Below are 20626 nucleotides of genomic sequence, written 5' to 3'. Positions count from 1 at the left end.
CGATACCACCGCTCTCACCGCACGACTACGGGGCGAGATGCCGCTCCACCGTCTCCACCTTCGACGTCAGACCGTCCGTCACACCGGGACGGATGTCCGCCTTGAGGACCAGGGAGACGCGCGGTGCCCGTGCCTCGACGGCGGCGACGGCCCGCCGGACGACGTCCATGACCTCGTCCCACTCGCCCTCGACGGACGTGAACATCGCGTCGGTACGGTTCGGCAGGCCCGACTCGCGGACCACCCGGACGGCGTCGGCGACGTACTCCCCCACGTCCTCGCCGACGCCGAGCGGTGTCACCGAGAAGGCGACGATCATGCGTTGACGATCCCTTCCTGGCGGGCGCGCGAGGCGATGACCGCGCTCTCGGCCTCACGCTTGAGCTTGCGCTCGGCGAAGAAGCCCCCGGTCGGCAGGACGGAGAGGACGAAGTAGAGGGCGGCGGTCTTCAGCGGCCACTTGGCGCGGTTCCAGGCGTCCGCCCAGAAGACCACGTACAGCACGAAGAGGACGCCGTGGATCATGCCCATCACCGGCACCGCGTTGAAGTCCGTGGTCCGCTTCAGGACGGAGCAGACGAGCAGCAGGATGAACGAGATCGCCTCGGGGCCCGAGACCAGGCGGAGGCGGCGGAGGGCGGTGGCGGTCTTGAGGTCCACGGGTCACCTTCGGTGGAGAGGGATGGAGAGGGATCGGTACATCGGGCGCGCCGATGAGCGGGCGGTTTGTGAACGCACGCACAAGCGCGCGTCCATTGTGGCAAACCCCCGACGCGCCCGGGTGAGGGGGTCGGGGCCGGGGAGTTCCCCGGGGGTGGGATCGGGGTCGTCTCCGTCCGGGGACCTGTCGGGAGGCCCGGCCTACGACTACCTTCCCATTTGTGGCGATGTTCCGACTTCAAGGCAGCAAGGTACTCGCCGTCGACATGACCGGAGACGCCGTGAAGGCGAAGAACGGCTCGATGGTCGCGTACGACGGGGAGATGACCTTCAAGAAGCTGAGCGGCGGCGGTGAGGGCGTCCGGGGGATGGTGACCCGGCGGATCACCGGTGAGCAGATGACGGTGATGGAGGTGAAGGGGCACGGGACCTGCTGGTTCGCGGACCGGGCGTCGGAGATCAGTCTCGTCGGCCTCCGGGGCGACAAGCTGTACGTCGAGTCGAGCAACTTCCTGGCGGCCGACGCCGGGCTGCGGACCGGCACCAGTTTCACGGGGACGCGCGGCGCCTCGCAGGGCAACGGGCTGTTCACCACGACCGTCGAGGGGCACGGACAGGCGGCGATCATGTCGGACGGCCCGGCGGTCGTGCTGCGGGTCAGCGCGCAGTACCCGCTGACCGTCGACCCCGGGGCGTACGTCGCGCACCAGGGCGACCTGCGACAGTCCTTCCAGTCGGGGGTGACCTTCCGCACGCTGTTCGGCGAGGGCGGCGGGGAGGCCTTCCAGATCCGCTTCGAGGGCGACGGACTGGTGTACGTGCAGCCGAGCGAGCGGAACACGATCGCGGGGGAGGTCTGACGATGGCCTTCCAGGAGATCAACTCCAGGATGGTGCGGGCGACGGTGGCGCCCGGGCAGCGGCTGTTCAGTCAGCGCGGGGCGATGCTCGCGTACCAGGGCGAGGTGTCCTTCACGCCGAACCTCCGGGGCGGCCAGGGCGGCGTCATGTCGATGATCGGCCGCCGGGTGGCGAACGAGGACACGCCGCTGATGACTGTCGAGGGCAGCGGCACGGTGTTCTTCGGGCACGGCGGCCATCACGTGCAGGTGATCAACCTCGCCGGCGACACCCTGTACGTGGAGGCGGACCGCCTGCTCGCCTTCGAGGGCACCCTGGAGCAGGGCACGGTGTTCCTGGGCTCGCAGGGCGGCGTGATGGGCATGGTGCGCGGCCAGGTCAGCGGGCAGGGACTGTTCACGACCTCCCTCAAGGGCCACGGCGCGGTGGCGGTGATGGCCCACGGGGGCGTCTTCGAGGTGCCCATCACCCCCCAGCGGGCCGTGCACGTCGACCCGCAGGCCTACGTCGCCCACCACGGCGACGTCCGCAACAAGCTGTCCACGGCGCTGGGCTGGCGGGACATGGTGGGGCGCGGCTCCGGCGAGGCGTTCCAGCTGGAGCTCAGCGGCAGCGGCACGGTGTACGTCCAGGCCTCGGAGGAGAAGCTGTGAGCACCGTTCACCACGATCCGGTGTCCCTGCCGGCCGACGACAACGTCAATCCGTACACCTTCTGTGTGGAACTCAGGGGCAGCCAGTGGTTCCTGCAGAAGGGAAAGATGATCGCCTACTACGGGTCGATCGAGTTCAACGGGGTCGGGCACGGCCGGCTGGACCGGCTGATGCGCACGTCCTTCCATTCGCCTCTGCACGCGAGTGACTGGGTCGTGGCCGAGGGCTCGGGCAAGATGCTCCTCGCCGACCGGGCCTTCGACGTGAACTCGTACGACCTGGAGGACGGCAACCTGACCATTCGCTCGGGCAACTTGCTCGCTTTTCAGCCAAGTCTCGCCCTCAAGCAGTCGATCGTGCCGGGCTTTCTCACCCTGATCGGGACCGGGAAGTTCGTGGCCGCGTCGAACGGTCCGGTGGTGTTCGTCGAACCCCCGATCCGGGTCGACCCGCAGGCCCTGGTCGGCTGGGCCGACTGTCCGTCGCCCTGCCACCACTACGACCACGGGTACATGACCGGCCTGCTGGGCGGTCTACGTGCGATGACGGGGCTCGGCGGGGCCTCCGGGGAGGAGCACCAGTTCGAGTTCGTGGGAGCGGGGACGGTACTGCTGCAGTCCAGTGAGGCGCTGATGGCGGAGCAGGCCCCGGGGGCGGCCCCGCAGCAGGCGGGGGTGCCCGGCGGCGGGGCGTCCGGCACTCCGGGCGGGCGGCAGGGGGTACCGGGACTTCCCGGACAGCTGGGGGACCTCCAGCGCCGCTTCGGGCTGTGAGCGGTAACCTGCGGAGTGTGACGTCGAACGCGTGCGCACCGTCACCGTCACGGAGAAGCCCTCACTAGTTCGCCTTTCAACTTTTTAGGTAGACTTCATTCATGGAGACCGAGACGGCCACCCGCTGGCTGACCGATACGGAGCAGTGTGCTTGGCGCACCCACCTGGAGGTCAACAGGCTGTTGACGCACCAGCTCGAGAAGGACCTGCAGCCGTTCGGCCTGACGATGAACGACTACGAGATCCTGGTGAACCTCTCCGAGTCGGAGGGCGACAGGATGCGGATGAGCGACCTGGCCACGGCCACGATGCAGTCCAAGAGCCGCCTCTCCCACCAGATCACGCGCATGGAGAACGCGGACCTGGTCCGGCGGGAGAACTGCGAGTCCGACCGCCGCGGGCTCTACGCCGTGCTCACCGAGCACGGCCTGCAGACGATGCGGAAGGTCGCGCCGCACCACGTGGCGTCCGTGCGCAGGCACTTCATCGACCTGCTGGCCCCCGAGGCCCTGACGGAGCTCGACAAGGCGCTCAAGCCCATCGCGGAGCACCTGCGCGGGCAGCGCGGACGTTCCTGACGGCGCTCTCGACGGCGGCCTCACCAGGCACCGGGCAGGCGGAGCTCGAACAGGGCACCGCCTGCCGGCGCGTCGTGGACCGTGAGGGTGCCGCCGTGCCGCAGCGCGACGTCGCGGGCGATGGCCAGGCCCAGCCCGGCGCCGCCGTCGTCGCGGCTGCGGGCGGCGTCGAGCCGTACGAAGCGTTCGAAGATCCGCTCCCGGTCGGCCGCCGGCACACCCTCGCCGTCGTCGGCCACCGCGACCACTGCCGCCTCACCGTCCCGTCGTACGGACACCTCCACCGCCGAGCGGGCGTGCCGCTGCGCGTTGTCCAGCAGGTTGGCCAGCACCCGTCCCAGCTGCCCCCGTGATCCGGCCACGGTGACCTCACCCCCGGCCCGCACGCTCACTCCGGACCGGCCCGCGGTCTCCTCCCGCGCGAGCGCGGCGAGGTCGAAGCGGGCGTCGGCGGGCCTCTCCCCCGCGTCCAGCCTGGCCAGCAGCAGCAGGTCGGCGGCGAGCCGCTGCAGCCGTACGGTGTCCTCCACCGCGCCGTCGAGGTCCAGCAGCTCCGGGTGGGCGGCGGCCACCTCCAGCTGGGTGCGCAGGGAGGCGATCGGGCTGCGCAGTTCGTGCGAGGCGTCGGCGACGAACCGCCGCTGCCGCTCCACCGAGGCCTCCAGGGCGGCCAGCGTCTCGTTGGTCGTCGAGGCGAGCCGGGCGACCTCGTCGTGGGTGCCCGGCACCGGGACGCGGCGCGCGAGGTCCTCGCTGGCGGTGATCGCGGCCATCTCGCGCCGGATGCCCTCCACCGGGCGCAGCGCACGCCGGGTGACCAGCCAGGTCACCCACGCGACGACCGCGAGCAGCACGGGGAAGCCGATCAGCATCACGGTCAGCGCGGTGTCCACGGCGCCGTGTTCGGCGGACAGCGGGGCACCGGCCCAGACGGTGAGCCGGCCCCGGTCCCGGGTCTCGACGGGTACCGCGGCGAAGCGGTAGTCCTGCGTGTCGCCGTCGACGGTCGCCGATCCGTCGCCGGTGGTGGCCCGCTCACCGATCTCGCCGGGTTCGAGTGACTCGCCGGAGGCGTCATCGTCGTCGTCCGCGTCGTCGTCCTCCCCGTCCCGGGGAGCGGCCTGCTGCGGCTTCACCGCGGCGACGCCGGTGCCGCTGATCCGCTCCAGGTCCTCACTGGCGGCGACCAGCCTGCCGTGACCGTCGACGACCTGCACCGGCCGGTCGTCCACGTCCAGCGACAGCTCGCCGTACGCCGTCCCGACGGCCAGCTCGGCGGCGACCTCCCGCGCGGAACGCTCCGCCTGCGTACCGGCCTCGCCGAGCAGGTTGGAGCGCAGGGACAGCAGGACGGCGGCGCCGGCCGCGACGAGGGCGACGGCCACGACGAGGGTGGCGCCCAGCGTGGCCCGGGCGCGGACCGACCCGAAGAGCCGGCTCATCGTCCGCCCTCCAGCCGGTAGCCGGCGCCGCGCACGGTCCCGATGAGGCCGGCGCGCAGCTTGCGCCTGAGGGCGCTGACGTAGACCTCGACGATGTTGGGGTCGCCTGCGTAGGCGAAGTCCCAGACGTGCTCCAGGATCTCCGCCTTGGAGACGACCTGGCCGGCGCGCACCACCAGCTGCTCCAGGACCGCGAACTCCTTCGCGGTCAGCGTGACCTCGGCCTCGCCCAGGAAGACCCGGTGCGCGGCGGTGTCGACCTTCAGGTCGCCGTGGACGTGCACGGGCGAGGCCCCGGCCGCCTGGGCGCGTCGCCGCAGCAGGGCCTTCACGCGGGCGACGAGGACGACGTACGAGAAGGGCTTGGTGAGGTAGTCGTCCGCGCCCGTGTCCAGGCCCTCCGCCTCGTCGTACTCGCCGTCCTTGGCGGTCAGCATCAGGATCGGCACGTCGTGCCCGGCGGCGCGCAGGGCGGCGCAGACCCGGTAGCCGTTGAGGCCGGGGAGCATGATGTCGAGGACGACGAGGTCGTACGTGCCCTCACCGGCCCGGTGCAGGCCCTCCCGGCCGTCGTGGACGACGTCCACGGCGTGGCCCTCGGCGGTGAGGCCCTTGGCCAGCGAGAGGGCGAGCCGCTTCTCGTCCTCCACGATCAGGATGCGGGAGGGGCGGCGCGCGGCGCCTCCGGCGGGGTGGTGGTGGGCGACGGGTGGGCGCATGCGTCAAGAGTCCCAGAGCGAGGCTGAAGATCCCTTCAGGTGGCTTCAGCCTGGCCTCAGCGTCGGTCCGCGACAGTGAAGGCGTCGATGTCGAAGCGATGGAGATTGACTCGGAGGACAAGGCATGAAGCGCAACATCGTGATCGCCGCCGTGACCGCCGCCGCACTGATCGGAGGCGGTACGGCGACGGCCCTGGCGACCACGGGGGACGACGACCCCGGTACGACGCGTCAGACGGACGTCCGCGACGCCTCGGAGGCCGACGTCGACGGCGGCGGCGTCACCCGCGTGTCCTCCGCGAAGGTGACGGTGGCCGACGCCGTCGCCTCCGCCCTGCGGGAGGCACCCGGCGCCGCGGTCTCCGCCGAACTGGACGACTTTGACCGCGACGACGGCGACGACGGCGACGGCGACGAGAGCGCGGCCTGGGAGGTCGACGTCCTCGCCGGTGACGGCACGTGGCACAGCGTGCGCGTCGACCCGGCCACCGGCGAGGTCCTCGGCTCCCACACGGAGAAGGACGAGGACGACACGGCCGAGGCGCGGGCCGCCCTCAAGGGCACGTCCGTCAGCGCGGCCGAGGCGGCGCGGGCCGCGGCCGGCAAGGGCACGGTGACCTCCGTGGAGCTGGACGACGGCGATGACGGCGACAAGGCGGCCTGGGAGGTCGAGACCCGGTCCTCCGGCGACGCGGAGCAGGACTGGCGGGTCGACCTGAAGACCGGCAAGGTCACGGCCGACCGCTCGTCCGACTCGGACTCGGGCTCGGACGGCTCGGGCTCGGACGACTCCCGCCCGGACGACGACTGAGCAGCCCGGGCCGCTCCCCGGTTGCACCGCGGCGGCGCCCCGGCACCAGCGCCGCCGCCACGGCGACCGCGCCGCAGAGCGCGAAGCACACCGGCAGCGGCAGCCGTTCCACCAGCAGGCCCACCGCGGCGGCACCGGCGGACATGCCGGCGTTCACGGCCGTGTTGCACCAGGCGCCGGCCCGGGTGCGGAAGCCGGGCTCGGCGCTCTCGTCGGCGATCAGGTAGGCCGTCGTCAGCGCCGGTGCCACGAACAGCCCCGCGCAGGTGACGGCCGCGACCAGCATGCCGACGCCGGGGGCGAGGCCCGCGGCGGCCAGGCACAGTCCCAGGCCGGCCGCGAGGAACGGCAGCCGGGCACGGGCGGACGACCTCCAGGTGACGGCGCCGTTCAGCAGGCCGCCGACCGCGCTGCCCGCCGACAGCGCCGCGAGCACCCAGGCGACGGTGCCGTCCCCGTGGCCGTGCTGCCCGGCGAAGGCGACGGCGAGGAGGTCGACGGCGCTCACCGAGACGCCGACACCCGCCGCGACGACCACGGGTTGCAGCAGGGCCCGCCCCTGTCCCGTTCCGGCCCGTCCGGCCGCCGGGGTGCCGTCCTTCGCCCGCCCCGCCGGACGCAGCGCGCCCGCCGCCGGTGACGTGGCGAAGACGAGGGTGCCCACCGCGACCAGCAGCGCGCTGAGTGCGACGCCGACAGCCGGTGGAGCGACGCCGACCACCACGCCGACCAGGAGCGGGCCGGAGACGAAGAGCAGTTCCTCGGCGACGCCGTCCAGGCTGTAGGCGCGCTGCACCATGGCCCGGTCGGGCAGCAGTTCGGCCCACACGGCGCGCATCGTGGGGCCGAGCGGCGGCGTGCAGGCGCCGGCCAGCGCGGCGGTCCCGGCGAGGACGGCCGGGTGCGCGCCCGGTCGCCAGCAGGCCGCCGCGAGCGCGCCGAGCAGGGTGGCGTACAGCAGGGCCATGGGGAGCAGGGCCCGGCGTGGGCCGTGCCGGTCGACCAGGGCGGCGCGGTAGGGGGACAGGAAGACGCTGGTGGCCCCGAAGAGCGCCATGAGGGTGCCGGCCATGGCGTACGACCCGGTGGACCGGGTCAGGGAGAGCATCAGGGCGAGGGAGACCGTGCCGTACGACAACCGGCCGACGAGGGCGGCCGTGAAGGCGCGGAGGGCATGGGGGGCGCGGAGGACGGCGGCGTAGGAGGGCCGCGGAGAGGGCGTGGACACGCGAGTGGTTCCTCAGGAAGGAGGCGAAAGGGGGACGCCGAAGCGCGCGACGGCCGGGTACGGCGGTCGCGTGCGGGGCGGGTCCTAGGCCAAGAGGAGGAACACGCGGGTGAAGGTACCAGCAAGTCCGTGAAGCCGCGACGGGTTTTTCGCGGGCGGGTTCGCGGGCACGGGCAGAGGTCAGCCGCGACGCGTGTGCCGCGCCCACAGACGCACGCCGGTGCCGGCCGCGACGCACCGGTCGCGGCCGCGGACGCAGGCCGAAGTCAGCCGCGACGCGTACATCGCACCCACAGACGCACGCCGGCGCCGGCCGCGAGGGCGTGGCGCGGACACGGACGCACGCCGGCGCCGGCCGCGAAGGTTGGCGCAGACACGGACGCCCGCCGGCGCCGGCCGCCCCGCGTCGTCGCGTGCGGCGGACGCGGACCCACCCCCGGCCGCCGCACGTCCTTCCCCGGACCCGGGCCAGGGCGCGGACCCGCCCAGCCACCCCGCGCCTCTCGCAGGCGCAGGCCGGTGTCAGCCGCTGGTCAGTCCCGTCACCAGTTCGTCCGCCGCGCGGTACGGGTCCAGGTCGCCCGCCACGATCCGTTCCGCCAGCGCGCCCAGGCGGCGGTCACCGTGGAGGTCGCCGATGCGTTCGCGCAGGGTGGTGACGGCGATGGTCTCGACCTCGCGGGCGGCGCGGGCCCGGCGGCGTTCGGCCAGGACGTCCCGCTCCTCCATCCACGCGCGGTGCTTCTCCAGGGCCTCGACGACCTCGTCGACGCCCTCGCCGCGCGCGGCGACCGTCTTGACGATGGGCGGGCGCCAGTCGCCGGGAGCGCGGGCCTCGCCGAGGCCGAGCATGTGGTTCAGCTCGCGTGCGGTCGCGTCGGCGCCGTCCCGGTCGGCCTTGTTGACGACGTAGACGTCGCCGATCTCCAGGATCCCGGCCTTGGCCGCCTGGATGCCGTCGCCCATGCCCGGGGCGAGGAGGACGACGGAGGTGTCGGCCTGGGAGGCGATCTCGACCTCCGACTGCCCCACCCCCACCGTCTCGACGAGGATCACGTCGCAGCCGGCCGCGTCCAGCACCCGGATGGCCTGCGGCGCGGCCCAGGCGAGGCCGCCGAGGTGGCCGCGGGTCGCCATCGAGCGGATGTAGACGCCGGGGTCGGAGGCGTGCTCCGACATGCGGACGCGGTCGCCGAGCAGGGCACCGCCGGAGAAGGGGGACGAGGGGTCGACGGCGAGCACACCGACCCGCTTGCCCTGCTTGCGGTACGCCGTCACCAGAGCCGAGGTGGACGTCGACTTGCCGACCCCCGGCGAGCCGGTCAGACCGACCACGTACGCCCCGCCGGTCAGCGGCGCAAGGGCCGCCATGACCTCCCTGAGCTGCGGGGACGCCCCCTCCACCAGGGAGATCAGCCGGGCCACGGCCCGCGGCCGGCCTTCTCTGGCCTGGGCGACCAGCGAGGAGACGTCCTGCATCACAGCTCCGTTCAGCTCCGTTCGGCGTTCAGGTTCATTCGGGTGCGTCCGGGGTCGCCCGGTGAGACGGCGTACCGCGCACTCAGGCCTTGGGTACCCGCACGATCAACGCGTCACCCTGGCCGCCACCGCCGCACAGCGCCGCCGCGCCGACCCCGCCGCCGCGCCGCTTCAGCTCCAGCGCCAGGTGGAGTACGAGCCGGGCGCCGGACATGCCGATCGGGTGACCCAGGGCGATCGCGCCGCCGTTGACGTTCACCTTTTCGGTGGAAACGCCGAGGTCGTTCATTGACTGCACCGCGACGGCGGCGAACGCCTCGTTGATCTCGATCAGATCCAGGTCGCCCACCTCCAGCCCCTCCTTCTTCAGAGCGTGCCGGATGGCGTTCGACGGCTGCGACTGCAAAGAGTTGTCCGGACCGGCCACGTTGCCGTGCGCGCCGATCTCCGCGATCCACTCCAGGCCCAGCTCCTGCGCCTTGGCCTTGCTCATGACGACCACGGCCGCCGCGCCGTCGGAGATCTGCGAGGAGGAGCCCGCGGTGATCGTGCCGTCCTTGGAGAAGGCCGGCCGGAGCTTGCCGAGCGACTCGGTGGTGGTGTCGCCGCGGATGCCCTCGTCCTTGCTGAACAGCACCGGGTCGCCCTTGCGCTGCGGGATCTCGACCGGGGTGATCTCGGCCTCGAAGACGCCGTTCTTCTGGGCGGCCGCGGCTCGCTGGTGGGACAGGGCGGCGATCTCGTCCTGGGCCTCGCGCGCGATGCCGAGGCGGGTGTTGTGCTTCTCCGTGGACTCGCCCATGGCGATGCCCTCGAAGGAGTCGGTCAGACCGTCGTACGCCATGGCGTCGATCATCTGGACCGCGCCGTACTTGAAGCCCTCACGGGACTTCGGCAGCAGGTGCGGGGCGTTGGTCATGGACTCCTGGCCGCCCGCGACGATCACGTCGAATTCGCCCGCGCGAATCAGCTGGTCGGCGAGCGCGATGGCGTCGAGGCCGGAGAGGCACACCTTGTTGACCGTGAGCGCCGGGACGCTCATGGGGATGCCCGCCTTGACCGCGGCCTGACGGGCGGGGATCTGTCCGGCGCCGGCCTGGAGCACCTGCCCCATGATCACGTACTGGACCTGGTCGCCGCCGATCCCCGCACGGTCGAGGGCGGCCTTGATCGCGAAGCCGCCGAGGTCGGCTCCGGAGAAGGACTTCAGCGAACCGAGCAACCGCCCCATCGGGGTACGCGCACCCGCGACGATGACGGAGGTCGTGCCGTTCGTTGCAGAAGACATGAGCTGCGATCCCCTTTTCCGGCCCGCACAGGCCCAGGAGTGAACGAGGGTTTACTTGAATGTACTGAGCGGTATCCCGCCCGTCACCCGGCGGTCGGTGTGATCGCGCGCACGTTGCGTAACCACCTCCGGAGCGCTGCACTGAATCCATGCTGACGCGAATCGACCACATCGGAATCGCCTGCCGCGACCTCGACACGACCGTCGAGTTCTACCGTGCCACCTACGGCTTCGAGGTGTTCCACACCGAGGTCAACGAGGAGCAGGGGGTGCGCGAGGCCATGCTCAAGATCAACGAGACGTCCGACGGCGGCGCCACCTACCTGCAGCTGCTCGAACCGACCCGCGAGGACTCCGCGGTCGGGAAGTGGCTGGCGAAGAACGGCGAGGGCGTCCACCACATCGCGTTCGGTACGCCGGACGTGGACGCGGACGCCGCGGACGTCCGCGGCAAGGGCGTACGGGTTCTGTACGACGAGCCCCGGCGCGGTTCCATGGGGTCGCGGATCACCTTCCTGCACCCCAAGGACTGCCATGGCGTACTGACAGAACTGGTCACTTCGGCGGCCGTTGGGACACCTGAGCACTGACCCTCGTACATAGGGGCCGGTAGGGTTGGGTGCGGTCGCCGCTCAGTCCAGGGTGACCCGGTCCTGTCGTCGGTGACGTCGGGATCGCCGGGGTCGTGTTTCGGGGGGCGGGCGACGGGGCAGCAGCCCAGGCTCCGCCGTTGATCTGACACCATTCCCCGGGGGCACCGTTCGGCCGACGGACGGAGCCCGTTCTAAGGGATTTGCGACCAGGGGACGGATGGGACCGCGCAGTGCGGGGCTACGAGAGCCAGGAGCGAGAGCCGGCGGCTGACGTCGACCACCTCTCTCGGTTCGAGGCCGAGATGAAGCGGCTGAGGACCGAGCGGGAAAAGGCGATCCAGCACGCCGAGGACCTCGGCTACCAGGTCGAGGTGCTGCGCGCCAAGTTGCACGAGGCGCGGCGCACCATCATGTCCCGGCCCGCCTTCGACGGCGGCGACATCGGGTACCAGGCCGAACAGCTGCTGCGCAACGCGCAGACGCAGGCCGACCAGCTGCGCGCGGACGCCGAGCGGGAGCTGAGCCAGGCCCGGGCGCAGACCCAGCGCATCCTCCAGGAGCATGCCGAGCAGGCCGCCCGGCTCCAGGCGGAGCTGCACCAGGAGGCGGTGTCCCGGCGCCAGCAGCTGGACCAGGAGCTGGCCGAGCGCCGGCGGACCGTCGAGTCGCACGTCAACGAGAACGTGGCCTGGGCGGAGCAGCTGCGTGCCCGGACCGAGCAGCAGGCCCGCCGGCTCCTCGACGAGTCCCGCGCCGAGGCCGAGCAGGCCATGGCCGCCGCCCGCGCCGAGGCCGAGCGGCTGACCTCCGAGGCCCGGCAGCGGCTGCAGAGCGACGCCGAGAGCGCCCGCGCCGAGGCCGAGCAGATCCTGCGCCGGGCCCGCGCCGACGCCGAGCGGCTGCTGAACGCCGCCTCCACGCAGGCGCAGGAGGCCACCGACCACGCGGAGCAGCTGCGCAGCTCCACGGCGACGGAGTCGGAGTCCGCCCGCCGTCAGGCCCAGGAGCTGAGCCGGGCCGCCGAGCAGCGCATGTCCGAGGCCGAGGAGGCGCTGCGCAAGGCGCAGACCGAGGCCGAGAAGCTGGTCGCCGAGGCCAAGGAGTCCGCGGCCAAGGCCCTGGCGAGCGCCGAGTCGGCCAACGAGCAGCGCACGCGCACCGCCAAGGAGCAGGTCGCCCGGCTGGTCAGCGAGGCCACGAAGGACGCCGAGTCGACGAGGTCCGAGGCCGAGCAGCTGGTCGCGGACGCCCGCGCCGAGGCCGAGAAGATCGTCGCCGAGGCCGTCGAGAAGGCCCGTGCGCTCACCGCCGAGGAGTCGGCCACCCAGCTGTCCAAGGCGGCCAAGACCGCCGAGGACGTGCTGAACAAGGCGTCGGAGGAGGCCAAGCGGACCCGGAAGGCCGCCGCCGAGGAGGCCGAGCGGATCCGCACCGAGGCCGAGGCCGAGGCGGACCGGCTGCGCGGCGAGGCGCACGACATCGCCGAGCAGCTCAAGGGCGCGGCGAAGGACGACACCAAGGAGTACCGCGCCAAGACGGTCGAGCTCCAGGAGGAGGCGCGCCGGCTGCGTGGCGAGGCCGAGCAGCTGCGCGCCGAAGCGGTCGCCGAGGGCGAGAAGATCCGCGCGGAGGCCCGCAAGGAGGCCGTGGCGCAGATCGAGGAGGCGGCGAAGACCGCCGAGGAGCTGCTCGCCAAGGCCAAGGCGGACGCGGACGAGCTCAGGCAGACCGCGACGGCGGACAGCGAGAAGGTCCGCACCGAGGCCATCGAGCGGGCGACGACCCTGCGCCGGCAGGCCGAGGAGACCCTGGAGCGCACCCGCGCCGAGGCCGAGCGGCACCGCGCGGAGGCCGCCGAGCGCGCCGAGGAGCTCCAGGCGGACGCCGAGCGCGCCGCCCGCGAGCTGCGCGAGGAGACCGAGCGTGCCGTCGAGGCCCGTCGCACGGAGGCCGCCGAGGAGCTGACGCGGCTGCACACCGAGGCCGAGGAGCGCCGCACCGCCGCCGAGGAGGCGCTGACCGAGGCCCGTGAGGAGGGCGCGCGGATCCGCCGCGAGGCCGCCGAGGAGAGCGAGCGGCTGCGCACCGAGGCCGCGGAGCGGATCCGTACGCTCCAGCAGCAGGCCGAGACGGAGGCCGAGCGGCTGCGCACCGAGGCCGCCGCGGACGCCTCCGCCTCCCGCGCGGAGGGCGAGGCCGTCGCCGTACGGCTGCGCACGGAGGCCGCCAGTGAGGCCGAGCGGCTGAAGTCGGAGGCGCAGGAGAGCGCCGACCGGGTGCGGGCGGAGGCGCAGGCCGCCGCCGAGCGCATCGCCACCGAGGCGTCCGAGACGCTGGCCGCCGCCCAGGAGGAGGCCGCCCGGCGTCGCCGCGAGGCCGAGGAACTGCTCGGTTCCGCGCGGCAGGAGGCCGACCAGGAGCGCGAGCGGGCCCGCGAGCAGAGCGAGGAACTGCTGGCCTCGGCGCGCACCCGCGTGGAGGAGGCGCAGGCCGAGGCGACCCGGCTGGTCGAGGAGGCCGACCGGCGCGCGACCGAGATGGTGTCGGCCGCCGAGCAGCACGCGCAGCAGGTGCGGGACTCGGTCGCCGGGCTGCACGAGCAGGCCCAGGAGGAGATCACCGGGCTGCGCAGCGCCGCCGAGCACGCGGCGGAGCGCACCCGGCGCGAGGCCGAGGAGGAGGCGGACCGCGTCCGCTCCGACGCCTACGCGGAGCGCGAGCGGGCGAGCGAGGACGCCGGCCGGCTGCGCCGCGAGGCGCAGGAGGAGGCGGAGGCCGCCAAGGCGCTGGCCGAGCGGACGATGTCCGAGGCGATGTCGGAGGCCGAGCGGATCCGGTCGGACGTCGCCGAGCACGCCCAGCGGGTGCGCACGGAGGCGTCGGACACCATCGCGGAGGCCGAGCAGGCGGCGGCGCGTACCCGGGCGGACGCCCGCGAGGACGCCAACCGCATCCGGTCCGACGCGGCGACGCAGGCGGACACCCTGATCACCGAGGCGCGTTCCGAGGCGGAGCGGCTCACCACCGAGACGGCGGCCGAGACCGACCGGATCCGGACGGAGACGGTCGCCCGGGCGGAGCGCGTCCGCGGCGAGGCGGCGGACGAGGCCGAGCGGGTACGGACGACGGCGCGCGAGGAGGCGGAGCGGCTCACCGCGGAGACGGTCGCCGAGGCCGAGCGGGTCCGGGCCGAGGTGGCCGCCCAGGCCGAGCAGATGCTCTCGGAGGCCGCCGCCGAGGCGGAGCGGCTGCGTGCCGAGGCCGCCGAGGCGGTCGGCTCCGCGCAGCAGCACGCCGAGCGGACGCGCACCGAGGCCGAGCGCGTGCGGGAGGAGGCCGCCGCGGCGGCCGAGCGGGTCACCGCGGCCGCGCGCGAGGAGGCCGAGCGCACCCTCGACGAGGCGCGCAAGGACGCCAACAAGAGGCGTTCGGAGGCCGCCGAGCAGGTCGACACGCTCATCACCGAGACCGCGGCCGAGGCCGACAAGCTGCTCACCGAGGCCCAGCAGCAGGCTCAGAAGACCACGGCGGACGCCGAGTCGCAGGCCGACACGATGGTGGGCGCGGCCCGTGCCGAGGCCGAGCGGATCGTGTCGGAAGCGACGGTCGAGGGCAACCTGCGGGTGGAGAAGGCCCGTACGGACGCGGACGAGCTGCTGGTCGGCGCGCGCCGGGACGCGACCGCCGTCAGGGAGCGCGCGGAGGAGCTGCGCGAGCGGCTCACCCGGGAGATCGAGGAGCTGCACGAGCGGGCCCGACGCGAGGCCGCCGAGACGATGAAGTCGGCCGGTGACCGCTGCGACGCGCTGATCAAGGCCGCCGAGGAGCAGCTCGCCAAGGCGGAGGCGAAGGCCAAGGAGCTGGTGTCGGAGGCCAATTCGGAGGCCGGCAAGGTACGCATCGCCGCCGTCAAGAAGGCGGAGGGGCTGCTGAAGGAGGCCGAGCAGAAGAAGGCCACGCTGGTCCGGGAGGCCGAGGAGCTCAAGGCCGAGGCGGTCCGGGAGGCCCGGCGCACGGTCGACGAGGGCAAGCGCGAGCTGGAGATCCTGATGCGGCGCCGCGAGGACATCAACGCCGAGATCTCCCGGGTGCAGGACGTGCTGGAGGCGTTGGAGTCCTTCGAGGCGCCGGCCGGGGGCAAGGACAACGGGGTCAAGGCGGGAGCCACGGTGGGCGCCCCACGTTCGGGTGGCAAGTCGTCGGACGGCTAGCGCCCGGGACGGATTCGGTGTCTGCTGGAGATCTTTGGCCGAGTTCCGTCCAGGCCCTTGGCCTGAACTTTGGCAAGCCGTCCGAGGGTCAGCCACTCAAAAGAGGTGTCATTCTCCGTATCAAACGTGCATCCGCTCGATGACGCACCGCGTTGGCGCCTAGGATTCCCTCTATCACCTCACCCGGTCTCTTTCGACAGGAACCCCATGAGCGACACTTCCCCCTACGGCTTCGAGCTTGTGCGGCGTGGGTACGACCGCGCTCAGGTGGACGAACGCATCTCCAAGCTCGTCTCCGACCGTGACAGTGCTCTCGCCCGCATCACCGCTCTGGAAAAGCGCATCGAGGAGCTCCACCTCGAGACCCAGAACGCGCAGGCCCAGGTCAACGACGCCGAGCCGTCGTACGCCGGTCTCGGTGCCCGGGTCGAGAAGATCCTGCGTCTCGCCGAGGAAGAGGCCAAGGACCTGCGCGAGGAGGCCCGGCGCGCGGCCGAGCAGCACCGCGAGCTCGCCGAGTCGGCGGCCCAGCAGGTGCGCAACGACGCCGAGTCGTACGCCGCGGAGCGCAAGGCCAAGGCCGAGGACGAGGGCGTCCGGATCGTCGAGAAGGCCAAGAGCGACGCCTCGCAGCTGCGTTCGGAGGCGCAGAAGGACGCGCAGTCCAAGCGCGAGGAGGCGGACGCCCTCTTCGAGGAGACCCGCGCCAAGGCAGCGCAGGCCGCCGCCGACTTCGAGACGAACCTCGCCAAGCGCCGTGAGCAGTCCGAGCGCGACCTGGCGTCCCGTCAGGCCAAGGCCGAGAAGCGCCTCGCGGAGATCGAGCACCGTGCGGAGCAGCTGCGCCTGGAGGCGGAGAAGCTGCGCACCGACGCCGAGCGCCGGGCCCGTCAGACCGTGGAGACGGCGCAGCGCCAGGCCGAGGACATCGTGGCCGACGCCAACGCCAAGGCGGACCGGATCCGTTCGGAATCCGAGCGCGAGCTCGCCGCCCTCACCAACCGCCGCGACTCCATCAACGCGCAGCTCACCAACGTGCGCGAGATGCTGGCGACCCTCACGGGCGCCGCGGTGGCCGCCACCGGTGCGCCGGCCGAGGACGAGCCGGTCTCCCGCGGGGTCCCCGCCCAGCAGACCCGCTGACGCGGGGCGTACGCCGGCCGGCCCGCACGGACGGGGACGAGGCCTTCTGTCACTGGGGTGGCAGTGGGCCTCGTCCCGTTCTAGCGTGGGCGGCATGATCGAGCTCGAGGGGCTGACCAAGCGGTACGGCGAGAAGGTGGCGGTCAACAATCTCTCCTTCACCGTCAGACCCGGGATCATCACGGGCTTCCTCGGGCCCAACGGCGCGGGCAAGTCGACCACCATGCGGATGGTGCTGGGCCTGGACCGGCCCAGCGCCGGGGACGTACGGATCGACGGCAAGCACTACGACCAGCTCAAGGACCCGCTGACGTACATCGGCGCCCTGCTGGACGCCAAGGCCGTGCACGGCGGGCGCAGCGCGTACAACCATCTGCTCTGTCTGGCGCAGGCCAACGGGATCCCGTCCAGGCGGGTCCACGAGGTGCTGGACACCGTGGGTCTGACGGCGGTCGCGAAGAAGAAGGCCAAGGGCTTCTCCCTCGGCATGGGCCAGCGGCTCGGCATCGCCGGCGCGCTGCTCGGCGACCCGCGGATCCTGATGTTCGACGAGCCGGTCAACGGTCTCGACCCCGAGGGCATCCACTGGATCCGCAACCTGATGAAGTCACTGGCCGCGCAGGGCCGTACGGTCTTCGTCTCCTCCCATCTGATGAGCGAGATGGCGCTGACGGCGGATCACCTGGTGGTCATCGGCCAGGGCAGGCTGCTGGCGGACACGTCGATGGCCGAGTTCATCGCGGAGAACTCGCGCGCTTACGTCCGGATCCGCACCCCGCAGCGCGAGCGGCTGCTCGACGTGCTGAGCGGCGCGGGGATCGCGTTCGTCCAGCCCGGCACCGAGGTCCTCGAGGTGGACGGCGACAAGGCCGAGGCCGTCGGTGAGCTGGCGGCACGGCACCAGATCGTGCTGCACGAGCTGAGTCCGCAGCGGGCCTCGCTGGAGGAGGCGTTCATGCAGCTGACCGCGGAGTCGGTGGAGTACCACGCGCACGACGGACAGCCCGCCGGGCCGCTGCCTCAGCAGCAGCAACCGCAGCCGCACCAGCCGCCGCAGCAGCAGTGGGGCAGCGACTGGAGGAAGGGATGAGCATGACGGCGGCACAGGTCGTCCGGTCCGAGTGGACCAAGATCCGGTCGGTCGCGTCCACCGTGTGGACGCTGTCCCTCGCCGTGGTCGTCACCATCGCCCTCGGCATGCTGATCTCGGCCCTGTCGAAGAGCGAGTTCGACAACATGAGCGAGCGGGACCGGCTCACCTTCGACCCGACCTTCGTCAGCTTCGCCGGGACGAGCCTCGGTCAGCTCGCGATGATCGTGTTCGGGGTCCTGGTGGTGGCGAACGAGTACAGCTCCGGCATGATCCGCACCTCCCTGGCCGCCGTGCCGCAGCGCGGCACCTTCCTGTTCAGCAAGATCGCGGTGGCCACGGCGCTCTCCCTGGTCGTGAGCATGGTCACCAGCTTCGCCACCTTCTTCCTCGGCCAGGCGATGCTCGGCGGCCTCAAGGCGTCGATCGGTGATCCGGGCGTGCTGCGCGCGGTCATCGGCGGCGGCCTCTACATGACCCTCATCGCGATGTTCTCGATGGGCGTCGCCGCGATGCTGCGCTCGCCGATGCTGTCGCTGGGCATCCTGATGCCGTTCTTCTTCCTGATCTCCAACATCCTGGGCAACGTCCCGGCGACGGAGAAGGTCGGCCGGTTCCTGCCCGACCAGGCCGGCAGCAAGATCATGCAGGTGGTCACGCCGATCGACGACGACGTCCCGTACGGCCCGTGGGGCGGCCTCGGGATCATGGCGCTGTGGGTGATCGCGGCGCTCGTCGGCGGCTACGCGGTGCTCAAGCGGCGGGACGCCTGAGGACCGGGGGCCGCCCGAAGACCGGGCGGGGACGGGAAGGGCCCGGACCGCGGACGGGAAGGCCCCGGACCGCGGACGGATGTGCACGCGCTTGAACGGAACCGTCAGCACCTGGATATCCTCCTAACCCTTACGGGGGCGTGTGCCCTGCTGTCCTGATCCTTTCGATGGGTGCGGAGCATGATCGAGGCTGTCGGCCTGACCAAGCGCTACGGCGACAAGACCGCTGTGTACAACCTGTCCTTCCGGGTGCGGCCCGGTGCCGTCACCGGCTTCCTGGGGCCCAACGGTTCGGGCAAGTCGACCACGATGCGCATGATCCTCGGCCTGGACAACCCCACCGCCGGACATGTGACGATCGGCGGCCACCCGTACCGCAAGCTGCCCAACGCCCCTCGCCAGGTCGGCGCGCTGCTCGACGCCAAGGCGGTGCACGGCGGCCGGTCGGCCCGCAACCACCTGCTGAGCCTGGCCCAGCTCTCGGGCATCCCGGCCCGGCGCGTGGACGAGGTGCTCGGTGTGGTCGGCCTCCAGGACGTGGCCAAGCGGCGCTCCAAGGGCTTCTCCCTGGGCATGGGCCAGCGGCTGGGCATCGCCGCGGCCCTCCTCGGCGACCCGCAGGTGCTGCTGTTCGACGAGCCGGTCAACGGCCTCGACCCCGAGGGCATCCACTGGGTGCGCAACCTGATGAAGGCGCTCGCGGCCGAGGGCCGTACCGTCTTCGTCTCCTCGCACCTGATGAGCGAGATGGCGCTGACCGCCGACCACCTGATCGTCATCGGGCGCGGCCAGCTGCTCGCCGACATGAGTGTGACGGACTTCATCTCGGCCAACTCCGCCGACTTCGCGCGGGTTCGGACGCCGGACACCGAGCCGCAGCTGCGCGAGAAGCTGACGTCCGCGCTGACCGAGGCGGGCGGGCACGTGCTGCCCGAGCAGGACGGCGCGCTGCGGGTGACCGGGCTGGCGCTGCCCCGGATCAGCGACATCGCGCACGACAGCGACGTACGGCTGTGGGAGCTGTCACCGCACCAGGCCTCGCTGGAGGAGGCCTACATGCGGATGACGCAGGGCGCCGTCGACTACCGGTCGACCGTCGACCAGAAGGCGGGGCTCCAGCAGCCGCTGCCGCCCGGCGCGCAGCCCCCGATGCCGGTGCCCGGCCAGGGCCAGCCCGGCTGGTACGCCCCGCCGCCGCCCCAGCAGGGCGGTCAGCCCTTCCCGGCGCCGCAGGGCGCGCCCCACGGCGCCCCGGGCCGGGCCCCGGCAGGACCGTACGGCGCGCCGGCGGCACCCGGCGCGGTGCCGGGCGACCGGCCCGCCAACCCGTACGCGCAGCAGGCGCCGCAGGCACCCGCCGCGGCGCCCTCCCCCACTGCCGCCAATCCCGCCAGTCCCGCCACTCCCGCCCCCGCGCCCGTCACCGACCCGACCAAGCCCGAGGACGCCCGATGAGCACGCCCCAGCCCCCGATGCCGCAGGCCGCACCCGAGTGGCAGGCGGCGCCCGGCTCGCCGTACCCCGCCTACACGTCGCCGATCCCGGTGGTGCGCGCCCACCTCGGACACGCGCTCGCCTCCGAGTGGACGAAGATCAAATCGGTGCGCTCGACGATCTGGACGCTGGGCGTGTTCGTCCTGCTGGTCGTCGGCATCGGTCTGCTGGCCGGACTGGTGGTGGCGAGCTCGTCCTCCGGCCTGGCCGGCGAGACCGCGCTGAGCCTCGGTTTCTTCGGTCTGCTGCTCGGCAGCATGTGCGTCATCACGCTCGGCGTGCTGACCACCGCGTCGGAGTACGGCACGGGCATGATCCGCACGACGATGACCGCCTGCCCCAGCCGCAGCCGGGTGCTGGCGGCGAAGGCGATCGTGTTCTTCCTGGTGGCGTTCGTGGTGACCCTGGTGTCCGTGACGCTCGTCGCGCTGCTGCACGTGGCCCTGCTGGAGGACAAGGGCGCGGCGGACCCCACCGGCTCGGAGTGGCTGAAGGCCACCGTCGGCGTCTCGCTGTACATCGCGCTGCTCGGACTGCTCTCGCTGGCCGTCGGCTCGGTCATCCGGCACTCGGCGGGCGCGATCACCATCATGATCGGCGTCCTGCTCGCCCCGCTGGTGATCGCGCTGTTCATGTTCTCGGAGTCGCTGACGGACGTGCGGCAGGCTCTGCTCGAGTACTCGATCCCGAACCAGATGAGCATCTTCTACGCCAACTCGCTCTCCGAGTCGGGGCCGTCCGGCTGGGACCCGCTGTGGATCGTGCTCGGCGTGACGGCGGTCGCCCTCGCGGGCGCCTTCGCCCTGCTGCAGAAGCGGGACGTCTGACCCG

19 protein-coding genes are annotated in these 20626 nt (G+C 72.5%); 12 read left to right on the top strand and 7 right to left on the bottom strand.

The window, feature by feature from the left end:
- Positions 1–25: 25 nt before the first annotated feature.
- Together KUM32_RS03190 and KUM32_RS03185 are read right to left on the bottom strand one after the other, a co-directional pair.
- The gene (locus tag KUM32_RS03190; RefSeq protein ID WP_003973587.1) at positions 26–319 is read right to left on the bottom strand and encodes an MTH1187 family thiamine-binding protein; all 294 of its coding nucleotides are present in this window, start codon (positions 317–319) and stop codon (positions 26–28) included.
- Positions 316–660 carry a DUF3817 domain-containing protein gene (locus tag KUM32_RS03185; protein WP_217140215.1) on the bottom strand — a complete coding sequence of 115 codons (345 nt, stop codon included), beginning with the start codon at positions 658–660 and terminating at the stop codon, positions 316–318. Before KUM32_RS03185 ends, KUM32_RS03190 begins: the two co-directional genes overlap by 4 nt.
- A 227-nt stretch (positions 661–887) precedes the next feature.
- Here KUM32_RS03185 and KUM32_RS03180 point away from each other — a divergent pair, with 227 nt between their 5' ends.
- From KUM32_RS03180 to KUM32_RS03165, 4 genes are all read left to right on the top strand, one after another.
- Positions 888–1520, top strand: a complete 633-nt coding sequence (locus KUM32_RS03180) for an AIM24 family protein (RefSeq protein ID WP_217140214.1) — start codon at positions 888–890, stop codon at positions 1518–1520.
- Between the two features lie 2 nt (positions 1521–1522).
- The gene (locus KUM32_RS03175; RefSeq protein WP_217140213.1) at positions 1523–2173 is read left to right on the top strand and encodes an AIM24 family protein; all 651 of its coding nucleotides are present in this window, start codon (positions 1523–1525) and stop codon (positions 2171–2173) included.
- Positions 2170–2946 (top strand): AIM24 family protein, encoded by a 777-nt coding sequence (locus KUM32_RS03170; RefSeq protein ID WP_217140212.1) that lies wholly within the window; start codon positions 2170–2172, stop codon positions 2944–2946. The genes KUM32_RS03175 and KUM32_RS03170 overlap by 4 nt, the downstream gene beginning before the upstream one ends.
- Positions 2947–3047: 101 nt before the next feature.
- On the top strand, positions 3048–3524 hold the full coding sequence (locus KUM32_RS03165; RefSeq protein ID WP_217140211.1) for a MarR family winged helix-turn-helix transcriptional regulator: 477 nt from the start codon (positions 3048–3050) through the stop codon (positions 3522–3524).
- Positions 3525–3544: 20 nt separating this feature from the next.
- On the opposite strand, the gene KUM32_RS03160 is transcribed toward KUM32_RS03165, so the two are convergent.
- Together KUM32_RS03160 and KUM32_RS03155 are read right to left on the bottom strand one after the other, a co-directional pair.
- Positions 3545–4966, bottom strand: coding sequence for an ATP-binding protein (locus tag KUM32_RS03160; protein ID WP_217140210.1), 1422 nt, complete (start codon positions 4964–4966; stop codon positions 3545–3547).
- Positions 4963–5685 (bottom strand): response regulator transcription factor, encoded by a 723-nt coding sequence (locus KUM32_RS03155; protein ID WP_217140209.1) that lies wholly within the window; start codon positions 5683–5685, stop codon positions 4963–4965. The genes KUM32_RS03160 and KUM32_RS03155 overlap by 4 nt, the downstream gene beginning before the upstream one ends.
- 124 nt (positions 5686–5809) lie before the next feature.
- On the opposite strand from KUM32_RS03155, the gene KUM32_RS03150 reads away from it, so the two are divergent.
- Positions 5810–6496 carry a PepSY domain-containing protein gene (locus KUM32_RS03150; RefSeq protein ID WP_217140208.1) on the top strand — a complete coding sequence of 229 codons (687 nt, stop codon included), beginning with the start codon at positions 5810–5812 and terminating at the stop codon, positions 6494–6496.
- On the opposite strand, the gene KUM32_RS03145 is transcribed toward KUM32_RS03150, so the two are convergent.
- From KUM32_RS03145 to KUM32_RS03135, 3 genes are all read right to left on the bottom strand, one after another.
- Positions 6417–7724, bottom strand: coding sequence for an MFS transporter (locus KUM32_RS03145; protein ID WP_217140207.1), 1308 nt, complete (start codon positions 7722–7724; stop codon positions 6417–6419). The genes KUM32_RS03150 and KUM32_RS03145 overlap by 80 nt on opposite strands.
- A 522-nt stretch (positions 7725–8246) precedes the next feature.
- The gene (gene meaB, locus KUM32_RS03140; RefSeq protein WP_217140206.1) at positions 8247–9203 is read right to left on the bottom strand and encodes a methylmalonyl Co-A mutase-associated GTPase MeaB; all 957 of its coding nucleotides are present in this window, start codon (positions 9201–9203) and stop codon (positions 8247–8249) included.
- Between the two features lie 82 nt (positions 9204–9285).
- The gene (locus tag KUM32_RS03135) at positions 9286–10491 is read right to left on the bottom strand and encodes an acetyl-CoA C-acetyltransferase (protein WP_217140205.1); all 1206 of its coding nucleotides are present in this window, start codon (positions 10489–10491) and stop codon (positions 9286–9288) included.
- 149 nt (positions 10492–10640) lie between these two features.
- Between KUM32_RS03135 and mce the strand changes: the two genes are divergently transcribed.
- The 7 genes from mce (at position 10641) to KUM32_RS03100 (ending at position 20622) form a co-directional block, all read left to right on the top strand.
- On the top strand, positions 10641–11081 hold the full coding sequence (mce, locus tag KUM32_RS03130; protein WP_217140204.1) for a methylmalonyl-CoA epimerase: 441 nt from the start codon (positions 10641–10643) through the stop codon (positions 11079–11081).
- A 233-nt stretch (positions 11082–11314) separates the two neighbouring features.
- Positions 11315–15295 (top strand): polarized growth protein Scy, encoded by a 3981-nt coding sequence (gene scy, locus KUM32_RS03125; RefSeq protein WP_217140203.1) that lies wholly within the window; start codon positions 11315–11317, stop codon positions 15293–15295.
- A gap of 207 nt (positions 15296–15502) precedes the next feature.
- Positions 15503–16438, top strand: coding sequence for a cellulose-binding protein (locus KUM32_RS03120; RefSeq protein WP_217140202.1), 936 nt, complete (start codon positions 15503–15505; stop codon positions 16436–16438).
- A 94-nt stretch (positions 16439–16532) separates the two neighbouring features.
- Positions 16533–17528, top strand: coding sequence for an ABC transporter ATP-binding protein (locus KUM32_RS03115; protein ID WP_217140201.1), 996 nt, complete (start codon positions 16533–16535; stop codon positions 17526–17528).
- Positions 17525–18301 (top strand): ABC transporter permease, encoded by a 777-nt coding sequence (locus KUM32_RS03110; RefSeq protein ID WP_217140200.1) that lies wholly within the window; start codon positions 17525–17527, stop codon positions 18299–18301. Before KUM32_RS03115 ends, KUM32_RS03110 begins: the two co-directional genes overlap by 4 nt.
- Positions 18302–18481: 180 nt before the next feature.
- Entirely contained in the window at positions 18482–19756 is a 1275-nt protein-coding gene (locus KUM32_RS03105) for an ABC transporter ATP-binding protein (protein WP_217140199.1), read from the top strand.
- The gene (locus KUM32_RS03100; RefSeq protein ID WP_217140198.1) at positions 19753–20622 is read left to right on the top strand and encodes an ABC transporter permease subunit; all 870 of its coding nucleotides are present in this window, start codon (positions 19753–19755) and stop codon (positions 20620–20622) included. The genes KUM32_RS03105 and KUM32_RS03100 overlap by 4 nt, the downstream gene beginning before the upstream one ends.
- Positions 20623–20626 lie beyond the last annotated feature (4 nt).

The organism is Streptomyces sp. AC627_RSS907 (assembly GCF_019049165.1).
This window is presented reverse-complemented; position numbering and strand designations above follow the sequence as displayed.